The organism is Pseudooceanicola sp. DL12, assembly GCF_056270665.1.
Genome location: NZ_CM149884.1, coordinates 3,182,089 through 3,197,213, shown reverse-complemented (window position 1 = coordinate 3,197,213; position 15,125 = coordinate 3,182,089). Strand labels below are relative to the sequence as shown.

12 protein-coding genes are annotated in these 15,125 nt (G+C 67.5%); 7 read left to right on the top strand and 5 right to left on the bottom strand.

Annotated elements, in window-relative coordinates:
• Nucleotides 1-158 precede the first annotated feature (158 nt).
• Together AC0WR5_RS14895 and AC0WR5_RS14890 are read left to right on the top strand one after the other, a co-directional pair.
• A complete protein-coding gene (locus tag AC0WR5_RS14895; protein ID WP_475864258.1) occupies nucleotides 159-1,061 on the top strand; it encodes a LysR family transcriptional regulator in 903 nt (300 codons plus the stop codon).
• 295 nt (nucleotides 1,062-1,356) lie between these two features.
• Complete coding sequence (locus tag AC0WR5_RS14890; RefSeq protein ID WP_475864256.1) at nucleotides 1,357-2,739, top strand: aspartate aminotransferase family protein; 1,383 nt, start codon at nucleotides 1,357-1,359, stop codon at nucleotides 2,737-2,739.
• A gap of 93 nt (nucleotides 2,740-2,832) precedes the next feature.
• On the opposite strand, the gene AC0WR5_RS14885 is transcribed toward AC0WR5_RS14890, so the two are convergent.
• Nucleotides 2,833-3,804, bottom strand: a complete 972-nt coding sequence (locus AC0WR5_RS14885) for a threonine dehydratase (RefSeq protein ID WP_475864254.1) — start codon at nucleotides 3,802-3,804, stop codon at nucleotides 2,833-2,835.
• 751 nt (nucleotides 3,805-4,555) lie between these two features.
• Between AC0WR5_RS14885 and AC0WR5_RS14880 the strand changes: the two genes are divergently transcribed.
• The 4 genes from AC0WR5_RS14880 to AC0WR5_RS14865 all read left to right on the top strand — a co-directional run bounded on the left by AC0WR5_RS14880 (nucleotide 4,556) and on the right by AC0WR5_RS14865 (nucleotide 10,091).
• Complete coding sequence (locus tag AC0WR5_RS14880) at nucleotides 4,556-6,163, top strand: OpgD/OpgG family glucan biosynthesis protein (protein ID WP_475864253.1); 1,608 nt, start codon at nucleotides 4,556-4,558, stop codon at nucleotides 6,161-6,163.
• Nucleotides 6,160-6,354: a hypothetical protein gene (locus AC0WR5_RS14875; protein WP_475864252.1), complete on the top strand. Its 195-nt coding sequence runs from the start codon at nucleotides 6,160-6,162 to the stop codon at nucleotides 6,352-6,354. The genes AC0WR5_RS14880 and AC0WR5_RS14875 overlap by 4 nt, the downstream gene beginning before the upstream one ends.
• A gap of 283 nt (nucleotides 6,355-6,637) precedes the next feature.
• Nucleotides 6,638-8,473: a glucans biosynthesis glucosyltransferase MdoH gene (gene mdoH, locus AC0WR5_RS14870; RefSeq protein WP_475864250.1), complete on the top strand. Its 1,836-nt coding sequence runs from the start codon at nucleotides 6,638-6,640 to the stop codon at nucleotides 8,471-8,473.
• Nucleotides 8,460-10,091, top strand: a complete 1,632-nt coding sequence (locus tag AC0WR5_RS14865) for an OpgC family protein (RefSeq protein WP_475864248.1) — start codon at nucleotides 8,460-8,462, stop codon at nucleotides 10,089-10,091. The genes mdoH and AC0WR5_RS14865 overlap by 14 nt, the downstream gene beginning before the upstream one ends.
• A gap of 15 nt (nucleotides 10,092-10,106) precedes the next feature.
• Here the strand turns inward: AC0WR5_RS14865 and AC0WR5_RS14860 are convergent, their stop codons facing one another.
• Nucleotides 10,107-11,477, bottom strand: coding sequence for a serine hydrolase domain-containing protein (locus AC0WR5_RS14860; protein WP_475864247.1), 1,371 nt, complete (start codon nucleotides 11,475-11,477; stop codon nucleotides 10,107-10,109).
• Between the two features lie 498 nt (nucleotides 11,478-11,975).
• Between AC0WR5_RS14860 and AC0WR5_RS14855 the strand changes: the two genes are divergently transcribed.
• Nucleotides 11,976-12,215 carry an Lrp/AsnC ligand binding domain-containing protein gene (locus AC0WR5_RS14855; protein ID WP_475864245.1) on the top strand — a complete coding sequence of 80 codons (240 nt, stop codon included), beginning with the start codon at nucleotides 11,976-11,978 and terminating at the stop codon, nucleotides 12,213-12,215.
• On the opposite strand, the gene AC0WR5_RS14850 is transcribed toward AC0WR5_RS14855, so the two are convergent.
• Genes AC0WR5_RS14850 through AC0WR5_RS14840 form a run of 3 tightly spaced genes read right to left on the bottom strand, consistent with a single transcriptional unit; the run spans nucleotide 12,212 to nucleotide 15,122 of the window.
• Nucleotides 12,212-13,060, bottom strand: a complete 849-nt coding sequence (locus AC0WR5_RS14850; protein ID WP_475864243.1) for an alpha/beta fold hydrolase — start codon at nucleotides 13,058-13,060, stop codon at nucleotides 12,212-12,214. The two genes, AC0WR5_RS14855 and AC0WR5_RS14850, sit on opposite strands and share 4 nt — an antisense overlap.
• A complete protein-coding gene (locus AC0WR5_RS14845; RefSeq protein WP_475864242.1) occupies nucleotides 13,057-14,130 on the bottom strand; it encodes a branched-chain amino acid ABC transporter permease in 1,074 nt (357 codons plus the stop codon). The genes AC0WR5_RS14850 and AC0WR5_RS14845 overlap by 4 nt, the downstream gene beginning before the upstream one ends.
• 8 nt (nucleotides 14,131-14,138) lie before the next feature.
• On the bottom strand, nucleotides 14,139-15,122 hold the full coding sequence (locus AC0WR5_RS14840) for a branched-chain amino acid ABC transporter permease (protein ID WP_475864240.1): 984 nt from the start codon (nucleotides 15,120-15,122) through the stop codon (nucleotides 14,139-14,141).
• Nucleotides 15,123-15,125 lie beyond the last annotated feature (3 nt).

Sequence of the window (15,125 nt, the reverse complement as noted above, 5' to 3'; positions counted from 1 at the left end):
GCCCGAGGGTATAGAATTCCTCCTGTGACAACTCCCGGCGGGGCAGGGGGCGCAGCAGCGGCAGCATGGCGTTCCTCCGTTGGATTTTTCATCCATGTCAGGATACCCTGCGCAAGCCCGGGCAATCTGCCCCGAGGATCGCAAAGGGTTTTTCATCGATGAATGATATCGCCTGGGACGACCTGCATCTCTTCCTGCATGTGGCCGAGGGCGGCGGCCTCTCTGCCGCCTCCGCCCGCACCGGCCTCTCGCCCGCCACCCTGGGCCGCCGCATGCTGGCGCTGGAGCAGCAGGGCGGCCGGGTGCTCTTCACCCGCTCGCAGACCGGCTACGCGCTGACCCGCGCCGGAGAGGCGCTTCTGGCCCGGGTCCGTGCCATGCAGGCCGCCGCCGTCCCGGTGCAATCCTACCTCTCGCCCGAGGCCGAGCGCCCGGTGCTGCGCCTCTCCGCCGGCACCGCCACCGCGATGTTCCTCGCCGATCGCATCAGCCGGCTGTCGCGGCCAGGCGACGGCTTCCGCCTCAATTTCGTCACCACCGAGGCCGTGCTCGATATCGCCCACCGCGAGATCGACCTCGGCATCCGCAACCGCCCGCCAGAGGCCGGCAACCTGGCCTCGCGCCCCCTCGGCACCCTGCGCTTTGCCCCCTACCGCGCCTGGAGCACCGACGCCGCCGGACCTGTCGGCGGCACCGGTGGTGCCGATGCCACGGGCCTGCCCTGGGTCGCCATGGACCCGGCCCATGCCCGCCACCCCGCCGCCCGCTGGCTGCACGAGCAGGACCTGCCGGTGGCGGTGCTGGCCAATTCGGTGGCCACCGTCCATGCGCTGGTGCAGGCGGGCGCGGGCATCGGCGTGATGCCCTGCATGATCGGCGATGCCGACCCCGGCCTCACCCGCGCCGGCCCGGTGATCGAGGCGCTGACGGAAACCCAGCATCTGGTCATGCACGCCGACGACCGCCACCGCCCGGTGCTGCGCAGCCTGATCGACCGCATCGTGGCGCTCTACGCCGAAAACGCGCCCCTCCTGGCCGGCGACCGCCCGCTGCGCGGCTGACGGCCCCGCCGCGCGGGCCGCCACCCCCGGCGCGTTGCCTGCGCGACAGGCGAAATACCCGTTATCCGGTCCGGCGCCCCCGCCGCCATCGCCTCTTCCCGGCAGGCGGCCGCTGTACCCATGCGGGGGTATTTTCTGGCCCTTCTCTCTCTGCTATCGCCGCGCTAGGGTCCGGACATCGAAGCTTGACCCGAAGTTCGATCTGCCCGTGCCGGCCCGCCCCGGGCCCGCGTCCCCGGGCATTCCGCCCCGCAGCGCCGGATCGCCGGCGCCTCATTGCCATGGAGCTATCAACATGAACGAGATTTCCAATTCGCTGGCCGCGGCGGATATCGCCCACCAGATGCACCCCTACACCAACATGCGCGCGCATGAGGAGCAGGGCCCGATGATCATGACCCATGGCAAGGGCGTCTATGTCTACGATTCCACCGGCAAGGAATACATCGAGGGCATGGCCGGCCTCTGGTCCGTCGGCGTCGGCTTCTCCGAGACCCGTCTGAAGGACGCGGCGATGAAGCAGATGGAAGAGCTGCCCTACTACCACACCTTCGCGCATAAATCGCACGGCCCCTCCATCCGTCTGGCCGAGAAGCTGGCCGAGATGACCCCCGGCGACCTGAACCACTGCTTCTTCACCAACTCCGGCTCCGAGGCCAACGATACCGTCATCAAGATGGTCTGGTACCTCAACAACGGCCTGGGCAAGAAGGACAAGAAGAAGTTCCTCGCCCGCAAGAAGGGCTATCACGGCATCACCATCGCCTCCGGCTCGCTGACGGGTCTCGTCGGCAACCACCGCGATTTCGACCTGCCGGCGATCCCGGTCACCCACCTGACCACCCCGCACTTCTGGCGCGAGGGTGCCGACGGCGAGACCGAGGCCGAGTTCACCGCCCGCCTGCTGAAGGAGCTGGAAGACACCATCCTGGCCGAGGGCCCGGACACCATCGCCGCCTTCATCGGCGAGCCGGTGATGGGCGCCGGTGGCGTCATGGTCCCGCCCGAGGGCTACTGGCCCGGCGTTGCCGAGATCTGCAAGAAATACGACATCCTGGTGGTGGCGGATGAGGTCATCAACGGGTTCGGCCGCTGCGGCACCACCTTCGCCTGCGAGAAATTCGGCTTCCAGCCCGACATCCTGGTGCTCTCCAAGCAGATTTCTTCCTCCTACATGCCGCTCGCCGCGATCATGGTCTCCGATGCGGTCTATGGTGCCATCGCCGACAACACCAAGGCGCTCGGCGGCTTCGGCCACGGCTTCACCGGCTCGGGCCACCCCGTCGCCACCGCCGTGGGCCTGGAAAACCTCAAGATCATCGAAGAGAAGAACCTCGTCGGCAACGTCCAGGCGCTGGAACCCGTGATGCTGGCCGGCCTGGCTGCCATCGCCGAGCACCCGCTGGTGGGCGAGGCCCGCGGCACCGGCCTGATCGGCGGCGTCGAACTGGTGGCCGACAAGGCCTCCAAGGCGAGCTTCGATCCGGCGATCAAGATCGGCGCCAAGGCCGCCGACTTCTGTGCCGAAGAGGGCCTCATCAGCCGCGCCATCGGCGATACCCTGGCCCTCTGCCCGCCGATGATCATCACCGAGGCAGAGCTGAAGGAGGTCTTCGCCCGCATGACCCGCGGCCTCGACAAGACGCTGGAATGGGCCAAGGCCGAAGGCCTGCTGTAACCCCGTCCGGTTTTTTGCAAATTGCAAAGGGGGCGCCCGATCCGGCGCCCCCTTTCCTTCATCTTTCCCCAAATACGGATGGCGCAACGGCTCTCACGCCGCGGGCGTTTCCCCCGCCAGGACCGTCCGGTACAGCCGCGTGTCGATGTTCCCGCCCGACAGGATCACCCCCACTTTCCGGCCCGACAGGCGTTCCCTGTCCGCCAGTGCCGCCGCAAGGGCGGCGGCGCCTGCGCCCTCTGCCGCGTTGTGCGTGGCGCTGAAGTAGAGCCGGATCGCCTCGGCCACCTGGTCCTCGCTCACCGCCATGATCTTCGCCGCGCCGGGGCCATAGATCGCCAGCGCCTCGGCCACCGGCACCCGCACCGCGAGGCCATCGGCGAATGTCCTGGCCGAATTGGTGGCCACCATCCGGCCGGCTTCCGCCGAGAGTTTCGCGGTCTGCGCGTTCTCCATCACCACGCCTACCACCTCGGTCTTCAGCCCCAGCGCGTTGCGCGCCGCCAGCGTGCCGCAGATCCCCGAGCCACAGCCGATCCCAACGTAGACGACGTCGAGATCCGGATGCGCCTGGAAGAATTCCCATCCGTATGTCGCCACGCCCCGCACCAGCTCGCGGTGAAAGGGCGGTACCGGGAACAGCGGCTCCGCCGCCGCCAGCCGCATGGCCTCTTCCTTCGCCGTGTCGAAATCCTCGCCGAACTCGATCAGCTCGGCCCCATAGGCGCGCATCGCGGCATTCTTCTCGGTGGAATTTCCGTGCGGCACCAGGATCTTGGCCCGCAGACCGGCGGCCGTGGCCGCCCGCGCCTGGCTCTGGCCATGGTTGCCGCGGGTGGCGGTGATCACCCCCTCGTACTCGGGATGCGCGCGCTTCAGCCAGTCCATCAGGGTGATTCCACCGCGCACCTTGAAGGCCCCGGTGGGGGCGTGGTTCTCGTGTTTCACCACCAGGTCGGTGCCGAGCGCCGCGCTCAGCAGCGGCCAGGCAATCTGCGGGGTGGGATCCATCCGGGCGCAGACCAGCCGGTGCGCCGCTTCCATTTCCGTCGTCGTGAACTCCATCGGGTCTCTTCCTGGCCGTCCGTCACTCCATGCCCCCGACGCTACTGTCCCGGGCGCGGCAGGTCCACGCCCTTGCCGTCGCGTCCCCGGGGCCCGGCGCGGATCGGGGCGCGCGAATGCCGCATTGCGGCGCTCGCGCCAGGGCTGCAACGGCTCCTCCGGGGCCTCCCTACGGCTTCACCTGTCACGACAGGTTACATTTCTGAAATTTCACTGGCGGTATCCCGCCGCTCCGCAGCGAAACCCGTGATCCCGGAAAAAGCCATGCGCGCCTTTCCGCCCATGTGCACCGGCTGGTCAAAAGATTCCCGTGGCAGGGGTATGGTCATTGGCGGTATTTTGCTCTGCCGTAACTTCATGGAATCAGGGCGTTAATCACGATGGCGCCGAAAGTGCGACAATTATGCCGCTCTTCCGGGTGAACCATCGGCAACTTTGCCGCGTTGCAGCAGGAGAGCTTTGGCAATTTGCCGCCATGGCGATCTCGCCGCATTGCCTCTCGGGGCACAAAGCGAAACTGTTTAAGACGGCGCGCCTGGCGGGCCACTGACGACCCTGAGGATGGACAATGCCGAAACCTGAGCCGAAACCTGACTGCCACAGATCCTACTCCGTTTCCCGTCTGACTCGTGGCGCTCAACCCGCGCCGCGCGGTGATGCCAATGGCCTGTCCGGAAGCGTGCCCGGGGTCCTGGGCGGATCCGGCCGGGCAGGGGGCGCCGAGAGAGCAGTCGCCGCGCCGGTTTCGCCCATGCGGCGCCGTCTGCTGGCCGGCCTTGCCGGGGGCTCGGCGCTGGCCGTCCTCGGCCTGCCCGCCGCCGCGCAGGAGGCCGCACCCGCCGAAGAGCCGGCGCCCCAGGATCAGCCCGCGGCCGAACCCGCTCCCGATCCCGACGCGCCGCAGCCCTTCAGCTTCGACATCCTGACCGACCGCATGCGCGACGCCGCCACCCGGCCGCACCAGGCCCCGGCCCAGATCGAGGGCTTCCTGGCCGCGCTCGACTACGACGACTACCAGCGCATCCAGTTCAACACCGACCATGCCCGCTGGCAGGGCGATGACCGGCAGTTCCGCATCAACACCTTCTCGCCCGGCTGGCTCTACAAGGAGCCGGTGGACCTCTTCGAGGTGGTCGAGGGCCAGGCCGCCCCGATGCATTTCTCGACCGAGGACTTCAACTACCACGAGCCGCTCAAGACCGAGATCCCCGAGAACATGGAGCTGCCCGGCGTCGCCGGCTTCCGGCTCAACACGCCGCTGAACCGCGCCGACATGTTCGACGAGGTCGTGGCCTTCCTTGGCGCCTCCTATTTCCGCGCCCTCGGCCGCGACAACCGCTACGGGCTCTCCGCCCGCGGTCTCGCCGTCAACACCGCCCAGCCCGCGGGCGAGGAATTCCCCCGCTTCTCGGCCTTCTACCTGGAACGGCCCGCCCCCGGCGCCACCTCGGTCACCGTCTACGCCGAGCTTGAGAGCGAGAGCCTGACCGGCGCCTACCGCTTCGTGATCACCCCGGGCGCGGAAACCGTGATCGACGTCACCGCCCGGCTCTTCCTGCGCGAGGCGGTCGATCAGCTTGGCATCGCGCCGCTGACCTCGATGTTCCTCTTCGGCGATGCCGACAAGGGCGGCTTCGACGACTACCGCACCGCCGTCCACGACAGCGAGGCCCTGGTGATGCAGACCCGCGGGGGCGACATCTTCTATCGCCCGCTCAAGAATCCCGCGCGCCTCGCCTCCTCCTACCTCGGGGCGGAAAACCCGGTTTCCTTCGGGCTGGTGCAGCGCTCGCGCGACTTCGACGATTACCTGGATGCCCAGGCGCATTACGAGATGCGCCCCTCCGCCATGGTCGAACCCATCGGCGACTGGGGCAAGGGCAACGTTCGCCTGGTCGAGATCCCGTCCGATCTCGAAGGCAACGACAACATCGTGGCCTTCTGGGTGCCCGATGCGAAATTCGACAAGGGGGCCTCCTTCGAGGTCTCCTATCGCATGAAATGGGGGTCTGGCCCCGGCAGCGAACAGACCGAGCTGGCGCATGTGGTGCGTACCCGCAGCGGTCATGGCGGTGTCGGTGGGGTCAAACCGGCAAAAGATCGCCGAAAGTTCGTCATCGATTTCGAGGGCGGACTTTTGTCGGAACTTCCCGCCAAGGCAGAAGTTACCCCTGTAGTCACGACCAGCAAGGGCGAGGTCGCCGAGACGGCGCTTTCGCGAATTGACGGTACGGACACATGGCGTCTGGTCACGGAAATTTCCGCCCCGGACGACGATCTGGTCGAGGTTAAGGCCCAGCTTACGGGCTATGGACGGCCTCTGTCGGAAACCTGGTTGTATCAATGGGTAAAGGAATGAAAGCTGAAATGAACATGGAAGCCGCCGCCAGTACCGTGACCGAAACCGCGACTGCCACCGCCGTCGAGGCCGCCCACTGGGAGCCGCCGATGGCCCCCGTGGACATGCCCCGTCAGGTGCTCGAACGCACGGCCCGGGCCGAAAGCCACGGCCTCCTTCCGCGCCTCGCCGCCTTCCTGCGGCTGGCCTGAGGACAAGGTACCAGGGCCCGCGGGCGCTCCGTACCGGCCCCCTGCTCAGGGGCCAGGCCATGGATCGCAGGCACCCCCCACCGAGAGCTCCTGCCAGAGCTCCGCACCGGCCCCCAACGGGCCGGACCCGGACAGTCTCACCGCAGAATGCGCAGGATCGTCCCTCCCATCCGGCCAGTCCCGTCTGCTCCTGGCCCTGTCCCTGGCCCCTTCCGGCCATCGACATCCTCCCCTCTCGCGGCGCCCCGCCGGGCCCGCACCCGATCCACAGGAGACTGCCCAGGTGACCCTGCAGGACAATTCCGCCCCGACCCCCCGTGATGTCGCCGCGCCCTCGCGCGCGCGCACCTGGACGTATCGCGTCCTCGCGCTCGGCTTCAGCTTTGCCGCCGCCATCACGGCCACCGTCCTTCTGGCCGAAGCGGCCGCCGAAGACGGCTCCGATGTCTGGGATTTCGTCCGCGCGGCGCTGATCTTCCTCACCACCGCCTGGCTCTCCTGGGGGGCGGCACAGGCGCTTCTCGGCCTGATCCCGCACCGTCGCCGCCGCGCGCCGCTGCCCGACATCGTCATGCCGCAGCCGCGCACCGTCGTGCTGGTGCCGATCTGCAACGAGGATCCCGTCTCCACCTTCGCCCGTGTCGCCGCCATGGATGCCTCCATCCGTGACGCCGGCGTCACCGCCGATATCGCCATCCTGTCCGACACCCGCGACGAGGAGAAATCCGCCCACGAGCGCAATACCTTCGCGCATCTGCTGGAGGAAACCGGCGGGGCAGGGCACATCTTCTATCGTCGCCGCCAGGACAACCGCGGCCGCAAGGCCGGCAATATCGAGGATTTCATCCGCAATTCCGGCGGTGCCTACGATTTCGCCGTGATCCTTGATGCCGACAGTCTGATGGAGGGCTCGGCCATCCGTCGCATGATCGCCCAGATGCAGGCGGATCCCAGGCTCGGCCTGCTGCAGACCCTGCCGAAGATCACCGGCGCCACCTCGCTCTTCGGTCGCGCGATGCAGTTCTCCGCGTCGTTCTTCTCGCCGGTCTTCGCCCGCGGCCTCGGCCGGATGCAGGGCGACACCGGCCCCTTCTGGGGGCACAACGCCATCATCCGTGTCCACGCCTTTGCCCAGAGCTGTGCCCTGCCGCCGCTGTCGGGCAAGCCGCCCTTCGGCGGGCACATCCTGTCGCACGACTATGTCGAGGCCGCGCTGCTGGCCCGCGGTGGCTGGCGCGTGCAGGTCGACGAGACCATCGAGGGCTCCTACGAGGAAGGCCCGGAAAACGTGCTCTCCTATGCCAAGCGCGATCGCCGCTGGTGCCAGGGCAACCTGCAGCACATGCGCCTGCTGACCGCGCCGGGCCTGCGCGCCTGGTCGCGCTTCGTCTTCGTGCAGGGCATCTTTGCCTATATCGTCTCGCTGGTCTGGGGGATCTTCCTGATCTCCTCGCTGCTGGCCACGGTCTTTGCGCCCGCGCCCGACTACTTCCCCGAGCCCTATCAGCTCTTCCCGGTCTTTCCCTCCGACCGTACGCAGCAGATCATCGCGCTCGGCATCGGGATCATCGGCCTGCTGATCCTGCCGAAATTCGCCATCATCGGTGAATCCATCGCCACCGGCCGCGCCCGCGGCTTCGGCGGCGGCCTCGCGGCCTTCCTCTCGGTGGTCTACGAGCTGCTGCTCAGCTCCTGCATGGCGCCGGTCATGCTGATGTACCAGTCCAAGGCCGTGCTTCAGGTGCTCTCGGGCCGTGATGGAGGCTGGCCCGCGAACCAGCGCGGCGAGGGCAAGCTGACCCTCGGCGAAGGCTTCCGCGCCGGCCTCTGGATCACCTTCACCGGTGCCGTGGCGCTTGTCGCCGTGCGCTTCGTCGCGCCCCAGCTCACCATCTGGCTGCTGCCGGTGGCCCTGCCGATGCTGGCCGCGCCCTTCCTGATCGCCTATTCCTCGCGTCCCCTCGGCACCGGCCTCTTCGCCACCCCCGAGGAGGTCGCGCCCAGCCCGGTGATCACCTCCTATCGCCAGATCCACGCCCGCTGGACCGGCCAGGAGACCCCCGAAGGCGGCAATGACGCCGCCTCCGATGCCTCGGATCAGATCCATGCGGTCGCCTGAGGACAATTCCGGCGCCACCGGCGCCGCAGACGTGAAAGCCGACGTGAAACCCGAAGACAACCAGGTCATCGCCTTCCCGCGGTTCCGTCCCGAGGACGCCACCCTGCGCCTGACGGACGGCCGCGAAGCGGCCCCCGCATCCCCCGCCGCGCCCCCGAAACGCAAGCGCGACCTGCGCATCGACGTCTTCCGCGGCCTGGCGCTGGCGACGATCTTCATCGACCACATCCCCGGCAACCCCTACGAGCACGCCACCCTGCGCAACTTCGGCTTCTCCGATGCGGCCGAGGGCTTCTTCCTGATGTCCGGCATCGCCGCCGGCATCGCCTATGCCGGCCGCTTCATGCCCGGCCCGCTGGCGCAGAACGGCGCCTGGGCCGCCATTGCGCCGGTCTGGAAACGCGCCTGGACCCTCTACCTCGTGCAGATGTTCCTCACCGTCTGGGCCATCGGCATCTTCGTCTGGGGCGCCAATACCTTCCTGCTGCCGGAGCTGCTGACGCAGATCAACCTGCGCCAGGTCTTCCAGAACACCGAGGCCGCGCTGCTGGGCATCCCGCTGCTCACCCATCAGCTGGGTTACGTCAACATCCTGCCTGCCTACTCGGTGCTGCTGCTGGCCGCGCCGGGCGCGATCTGGCTCGGCCTGCGCCGGCCGGGGCTGCTGCTCGCCATCTCCATGTCGGTCTGGATGTGCGCCGGCCTCTGGCGGCTGAACTTCCCTGCCTATCCGAACCCCGGCGGCTGGTTCTTCAATCCCTTCTCCTGGCAGCTCCTCTTCACCCTCGGCCTGCTCACCGGCCTGGCGCTGCGCAACGGCACCCGCTTCGTGCCGAAGAGCCCCGCGCTCTTCCTCCTCTGCATCGGCTACCTGCTGCTGGTGCTGGCGTGGAAATTCATCCCCGCGGTCGATCACGTGATGTACGGCCTCGTGCTCAAGGGCCGCGCGGCGGGCATCCCCTTCCACATCATCGACCACGACAAGGCCTTCCTCTCGCTTCAGCGCCTCTTCCACGTGCTGGCGCTGGCCTATGTGCTCTCCTGCCTCGACGTCGTGAAACGCTTCGCCGAGAGCGACCTTGCCGCGCCGCTGCGCCTGATGGGGCGCAACGGGCTCCTGGTCTTCTCCGCCGGCACGCTGCTCTCGCTGCTCTTCCAGGTCTTCATGGCCGCCGGTCTCGATGGCCGCCCCTCGCTGGGCTGGACCCTGCCGCCCATCGGCCTGGCGCTGCTGGTGCTGGCCGCCTGGATCAACGAACAGGCGAAAAAGCCCCGCGCGGCCCGTGCCGCCGCCGCCCCCGCGCCCACGGATCCGGGCAGCGGTCCCGATGGTGGCCCCGGCACCGGCGGCAATGGCGGCAATGGCGGCAGCAAGGGGCAGGGCGGGTTCCCCGGGCTTCCCGGCCGCCTGCCGGGCCTCGGCAGTCCCGGCTATGGCCCGGGCCTGCCCGCGGGGGCCACGGCCAGTGCCATGCCGGGATCCGTCCCGGGGCCGGCCTCCGCCCAAACCGCCTCCGCGCGCAGCGCCGACCTGGCCCCCGGGGTCTCGGATACCATTTCCGGCGGTACCGCCACGGCGGCCGGGATGCCGCGCGCCCGCCCCGGGATCCCGCTCTAGCTTCTCACGATCCGGCTACGGGGCGCCGGCAAGCGCCCCGATCAGCGCCTCGCTCAGCGGCATCGGCGAATAGCCCAGCCGCGAGGGCGTCAGCCCGAGGCGCACGATCACCATGCCCTGCTCCGGATAGATGCCTACCGACTGCCCGTCGTGGCCCCGCATCCAGAAGGCGCCGGCGGGCGGCGGCGTGTCGTCATCGCCCTCGCGCCAGACATGTCCCTTGCCATAGCTGCCGCCAGAGGCCGACGCCGGCTCGGCCATCCAGCGGGTATATCCCTCGGGCAGCAGCTGCCGCCCCTGCCACGCCCCGCCCTGCAACAGGAACTGCCCATAGCGCGCCCAGTCGCGCGCCGTGGCGTACATGTAGCTCGAGCCCACGAAGGTATCCGCGGCATCGGTTTCCATCACCGCCGAGGTCATGCCCAGCGGATCAAAGAGCGCCCGGCGCGGATAGCCCAGGGCCTCGCCGCCCGCAGCTTCCACGATGTCCTGCACCCGGCGCGACAGCATCGTCGTCGTGCCCGAGGAATAGTTGAAGGTGCTGTTCACCGGCGCCTCTGCCGGCAGCGTGGCGGCAAAGCCCGCCATGTCGTCGGTCAGGTACAGCATCCGCGTCACGTCCGAGACATTGCCGTATCCCTCGTTCCACTGCAGCCCGCTCTGCATGCCCAGCATCGCGGCCACGGTCACCTCCTGCCGCGCATCGCCGGCCCAGTCGGGAAAGCTCGCCGTCAGCGCCTCGTCGAGGCTCATCCGCCCCTCCGCGACCAGCGTGCCGATCAGCCCCGCCACCACCGACTTGGTCATCGACCAGCCCAGCATCGGCGTCCCGGCGTCGAACCCGGGGGCATAGGCCTCGCCCGCGATCCGGCCGTCCTTCACCACCACCACCGCGCGCCAGCCCTTGCCCAGCAGCGCCGGGTCGCTCAGGATCCCGGCCACCGCCGCATCTGTCCCGCTGTCGGTCAGGGCAACGCTGTTGCCCTCGGGCCATGTCGCCTCCGGCAGGGGGGCGGGCGCCGGCAGGCTGGCATCGCTCAGCGTCGCCTCCGTCACATTGGTACAGCCCAGCCCGGGGCGATACCGCGACAGGGCCGGGGCGAAGATACCCATGAAATGCGCCTCGACCTGCCCGGCGTCGCGGTCGGTCTCCACCGAGATGAGCTTCAGCAGCGGGTTGCCCGGCGCCTGCACATCCGCGTTCAGCACCGCGTCGGGGTCGCGCCCGGCAAGGAAGACATTCGAACAGACCATGTTGGCCGAGTAATTCGTGCCCACCCGGAGCAGCTCCGGCGGCGCGATCAGCATATAGGCCGCGCCTCCCAGCCCGATCAGCACCACGAGGGCCAGCAGCCCCCCGGCGATCTTCAGTATCACGCGCCCCATCTTCCCCCCTCCGCCTGCGGTCCCTGCCGCGGCGGTTCGCTGGTGATTGCATCCGGGCTCACGCTAATCGGCCCGGGGGGCGGGGCGCCATCCTTTCCTTGCGTTCCGCCTGCCGGCGGCGCCCTCGGGGAAATTTTTTCGCTCCCTGCACGTGGCATCGCGCCCCGGCCCCGTGCAGGTGGGCGGGGGCATGGGGCATCGGTACCGCAATCGGGGCAAAAGGGTCCGATGCCCCGAAATCGCGGGTTTTCGGCCCTTTCGGGGCAGGGGGGGATTGGCCCCGCATTCCGGGCAAAAAGGACCGAAGGCCCGGGCGTTCCTGCGGCGCAGCCGTCAAATCCGGGGCGTGCGCCGGGGCAGGGCTCTCTTCATCCTGCCGTGCCGGGCCTTCTTCATTGGGTTGGCAAAACCGGCTAAAGCGGCCCGGCGGCCCCGCCTCCCGGCTTGAATTTCCCCGTCCGGCGGGGGCAGATTGGGCCAAAGTGAAAGGACATCCCGATGACGACCCCTCTCTTCGTTCAGGTGCGCTGCACGCCCGGTCAGACCTATGACGTTGCCAGCGCCATCGCGCTGCGGGAGTTCCACTCCGAGCTCTATTCGACCAGCGGCGAGTTCGACCTGCTGATCAAGATCTACCCGCCCGAAGGCGGTGACATCGGCCATTACGTCAATGAATGCTTCCGTGATATCAAGGGGATAGAGCGGACCCTCACAACCATCACCTTCAAGGCCTTCTAGGCGGTCAGCCGGTTCAGCACGGCGCGCACCATGGTGATATCCTCGGGGCGCGTCAGGGTTGGCGCATGGCCGCAATCCTCCAGGACGGTGACCTCGGGCCTTGGCCCGCGGCGGGTCATCTCCGCCGCGATCTCCGCGGTCAGCAGGTCCGATTGCGCACCGCGAAAGACATGGGTGGGCACCGTGGTGCGGTCCCACCTGTCCCAGACAAGCAGCTCGTCGGGTGATTCGACGAACTGCACCACGATCTTGGGATCGTAATGCAGCGTCAGCCGCCCGTTGCTCGTCCGCCGAATCGAGCTAAGTACCATACGCCGCCAGAATAAATTCGACGCGGGTCCGAAGGGCACATAGGTCTCGCGCAGCCAGGCTTCGGCCTCCGCGACCTTCGAAAACCCCGGCAGGTCCCCCACGTACTGCAGGATCCGCGCAATCGCCGCCCGCGGAATCTCCGGCCCGATATCGTTCAATATCAAGCAGTTGAGGCGATCCGCATGGGGGCCAGAGGCCAGCCGCATGCCGATCATCCCGCCCATCGAGGTGCCCAGCCAGGCCGCGGTCTCCATGCCGTAGTGATCCAGCAGGTCGCCCGCGATTCCGGCATAATATTCAATGGAATACTCCGCCTCGGGCGTTTGCGCCCAGCTCGACATGCCCCGGCCGATCGTGTCGGGGCATATCACAAAGTACTGATCCGAAAGGGCATTTGCCAGTTCGTCGAAATCCCGCCCGGTGCGCGCCAGGCCATGCCACATGACCAGGCCCGGCTTGCCCGGATGGCCCCATTCGGTGACGTGGATCTCGTGATCCATCACCGGCACCAGGGAAAAGCGCGGTTCGGTCATTGTCGCACCCCCTTGTCCATCACCGTGCCGGCGATCCCCTTGGGAAAGAAATAAACCAGTAGAATGAACAGGATACCCAGCCAGAACAACCAGCGGTCGGGGTTCAGCAGGTCGGGCAGAACCGGGATCGAAGAGACTCCCTCGGCCGCCACGCCCATCAGGTCGCGCAGGTAGTATTGCGCCAGCACCAGCAGCACCGCCCCGATCACCGGCCCATAGAGCGTACCCATGCCGCCGATCACCACCATCAGCAGGATGTCGATCATGATGTCGAAGCTCAGCACCGTCTCGGGTCCGGTGTACTTCAGCCAGACCGCATAGACCGTGCCCGCCAGAGAGGCGATGACGGCCGAGATGCAGAAGACGAAAGTTCTATAGGCGACAACACGATAGCCGATGGCCTCGGCCCGGGCCTCATTCTCCCGGATGGCCTTCAGCACGGTACCGATGGGTGCGGAGACCATGCGTAGCATGACCAGGAACATGGCCGCGCAGCTGAGGAAGACGAAGTAATAGGCCGCGACCTTTCCGTTCATCTTGACGCCCCAGAGCTCGGCCGTCTTGCCTTCGGCATTCAGCCAGAGCTTGGTCGCCGGCTTGAAGAGGTCCGGCACCTTGTAGGTAATCCCGTCCTCACCCCCGGTCAGATGCGACAGCTGCGAGGCCAGCACCAGCGCCACCGAGGCCGCCGCGAGGGTGATCATGGCGAAGAAGATCGCCTTGACCCTGAGCGACAGCACCCCGATCAGCGCCGCGATGACCAGCGAGAGCAGCGCGCCAGCCAGCCCTCCAAGCAGCACCGCATCCCAGCCATTTCCCATCTGTTTCAACAGGATGGAGGCTCCGTAGGCACCAAAGCCAAAGAACATCGTATGGGCAAAGCTGACAATGCCGGTATAGCCGATCAGCAGGTCATAGCTGGCTACCAGAACGATGAAGATGCAGATCCGCGCCGCCACCTGGATGCTGCGTACGTCGCTGAAGAGAAAGGGGGCAAAGAGCAGCACGCCGGCAATTCCCAGCACCACCAGTTTCACGGCGATGCTTCCGAAGGTCTGTTGTTGGGTCATCAGGCGCCTCACTTCACCGCCGGGCGCAGGCCGTTCGGGCGCCACAGCAGGATTATCATCATCAGGATCATGTTCGAGGCCAGCGACAGCTTGGGCGCCAGGAACCCCACGTAATTGCTGATCAATCCGACCATCAGAGCGCCGAGGAGCGTGCCTTCGATGCTGCCCAGGCCGCCGATGATCACCACGATGAAGACCACGATCATCATCTGCCCGCCGAGGGCCGGGGTGATCAGCGTCTCGTAGCCGGCCCACATGCCGCCGCCTAGGGCTGCAAGGCCCGAGCCCAGCATGAAGACACCGACAAAGAGCCTGTCGATGCGAAAGCCGAGGGCCTCGACCATCTCGCGGTTTTCCACGCCGGCGCGGATCAGCAGGCCCATGCGGGTGCGGTTCAGCATCCAGTAGAGCCCGAGGAAGACGACAGAGCCGAGCGCAAAGGCGAAAATCCTGTAAATCTGGATGCTTACGTCGCCGATGATCCAGGACCCCTCGAGGAAATGTGGCCGTGGCACGGTGATGGGCGTGCCGCCCCAGATCGCCATGATCGCCTCTTCTGCCACGATCAGCGCACCCATGGTGATCAGGATCTGGCGCAGGTGGTCCCGGTAGACCGGCTTGATGATCACGGTTTCGAAAAACAGGCCCGCCGCCATGCCGAAGGCCAGCGCCGCAGCCAGGGCCAGCGTCAGCGCCAAGGCGTTCAGCAGGATCGAGGGAGAGCCGAGCCAGCCGGCCAGAGAGGCCAGTACGGTGGCCGCGATGAAGGCGCCGAAGCTGATGAAGGCCGAATGGCCGAAGTTCAGCACGTCCATCAGCCCGAAGACCAGGCTGAGGCCCGAGGCCATCAGGAAGAGCATCATCCCCATGGCGAGGCCCGCCACGGTCAGTGTGATCCAGGAGGCCGGTGCGCCGATCAGCGCCAGCGCCACGAGGGCGACGGCCACGGGCAGCAGGTTGACGCCGCCGAACCTGTTCAGAGTTTCTGTCATCTT

Coding starts and splice junctions, on each gene's coding strand:
- AC0WR5_RS14875 (WP_475864252.1), top strand. CDS start 6,160: ATGAAAGCTGAAATGAACATGGAAGCCGCCGCCAGTACCGTGACCGAA.
- AC0WR5_RS14890 (WP_475864256.1), top strand. CDS start 1,357: ATGAACGAGATTTCCAATTCGCTGGCCGCGGCGGATATCGCCCACCAG.
- AC0WR5_RS14845 (WP_475864242.1), bottom strand. CDS start 14,130: ATGACCCAACAACAGACCTTCGGAAGCATCGCCGTGAAACTGGTGGTG.
- AC0WR5_RS14880 (WP_475864253.1), top strand. CDS start 4,556: ATGCGGCGCCGTCTGCTGGCCGGCCTTGCCGGGGGCTCGGCGCTGGCC.
- AC0WR5_RS14850 (WP_475864243.1), bottom strand. CDS start 13,060: ATGACCGAACCGCGCTTTTCCCTGGTGCCGGTGATGGATCACGAGATC.
- AC0WR5_RS14860 (WP_475864247.1), bottom strand. CDS start 11,477: ATGGGGCGCGTGATACTGAAGATCGCCGGGGGGCTGCTGGCCCTCGTG.
- AC0WR5_RS14895 (WP_475864258.1), top strand. CDS start 159: ATGAATGATATCGCCTGGGACGACCTGCATCTCTTCCTGCATGTGGCC.
- AC0WR5_RS14885 (WP_475864254.1), bottom strand. CDS start 3,804: ATGGAGTTCACGACGACGGAAATGGAAGCGGCGCACCGGCTGGTCTGC.
- AC0WR5_RS14840 (WP_475864240.1), bottom strand. CDS start 15,122: ATGACAGAAACTCTGAACAGGTTCGGCGGCGTCAACCTGCTGCCCGTG.
- AC0WR5_RS14865 (WP_475864248.1), top strand. CDS start 8,460: ATGCGGTCGCCTGAGGACAATTCCGGCGCCACCGGCGCCGCAGACGTG.
- AC0WR5_RS14855 (WP_475864245.1), top strand. CDS start 11,976: ATGACGACCCCTCTCTTCGTTCAGGTGCGCTGCACGCCCGGTCAGACC.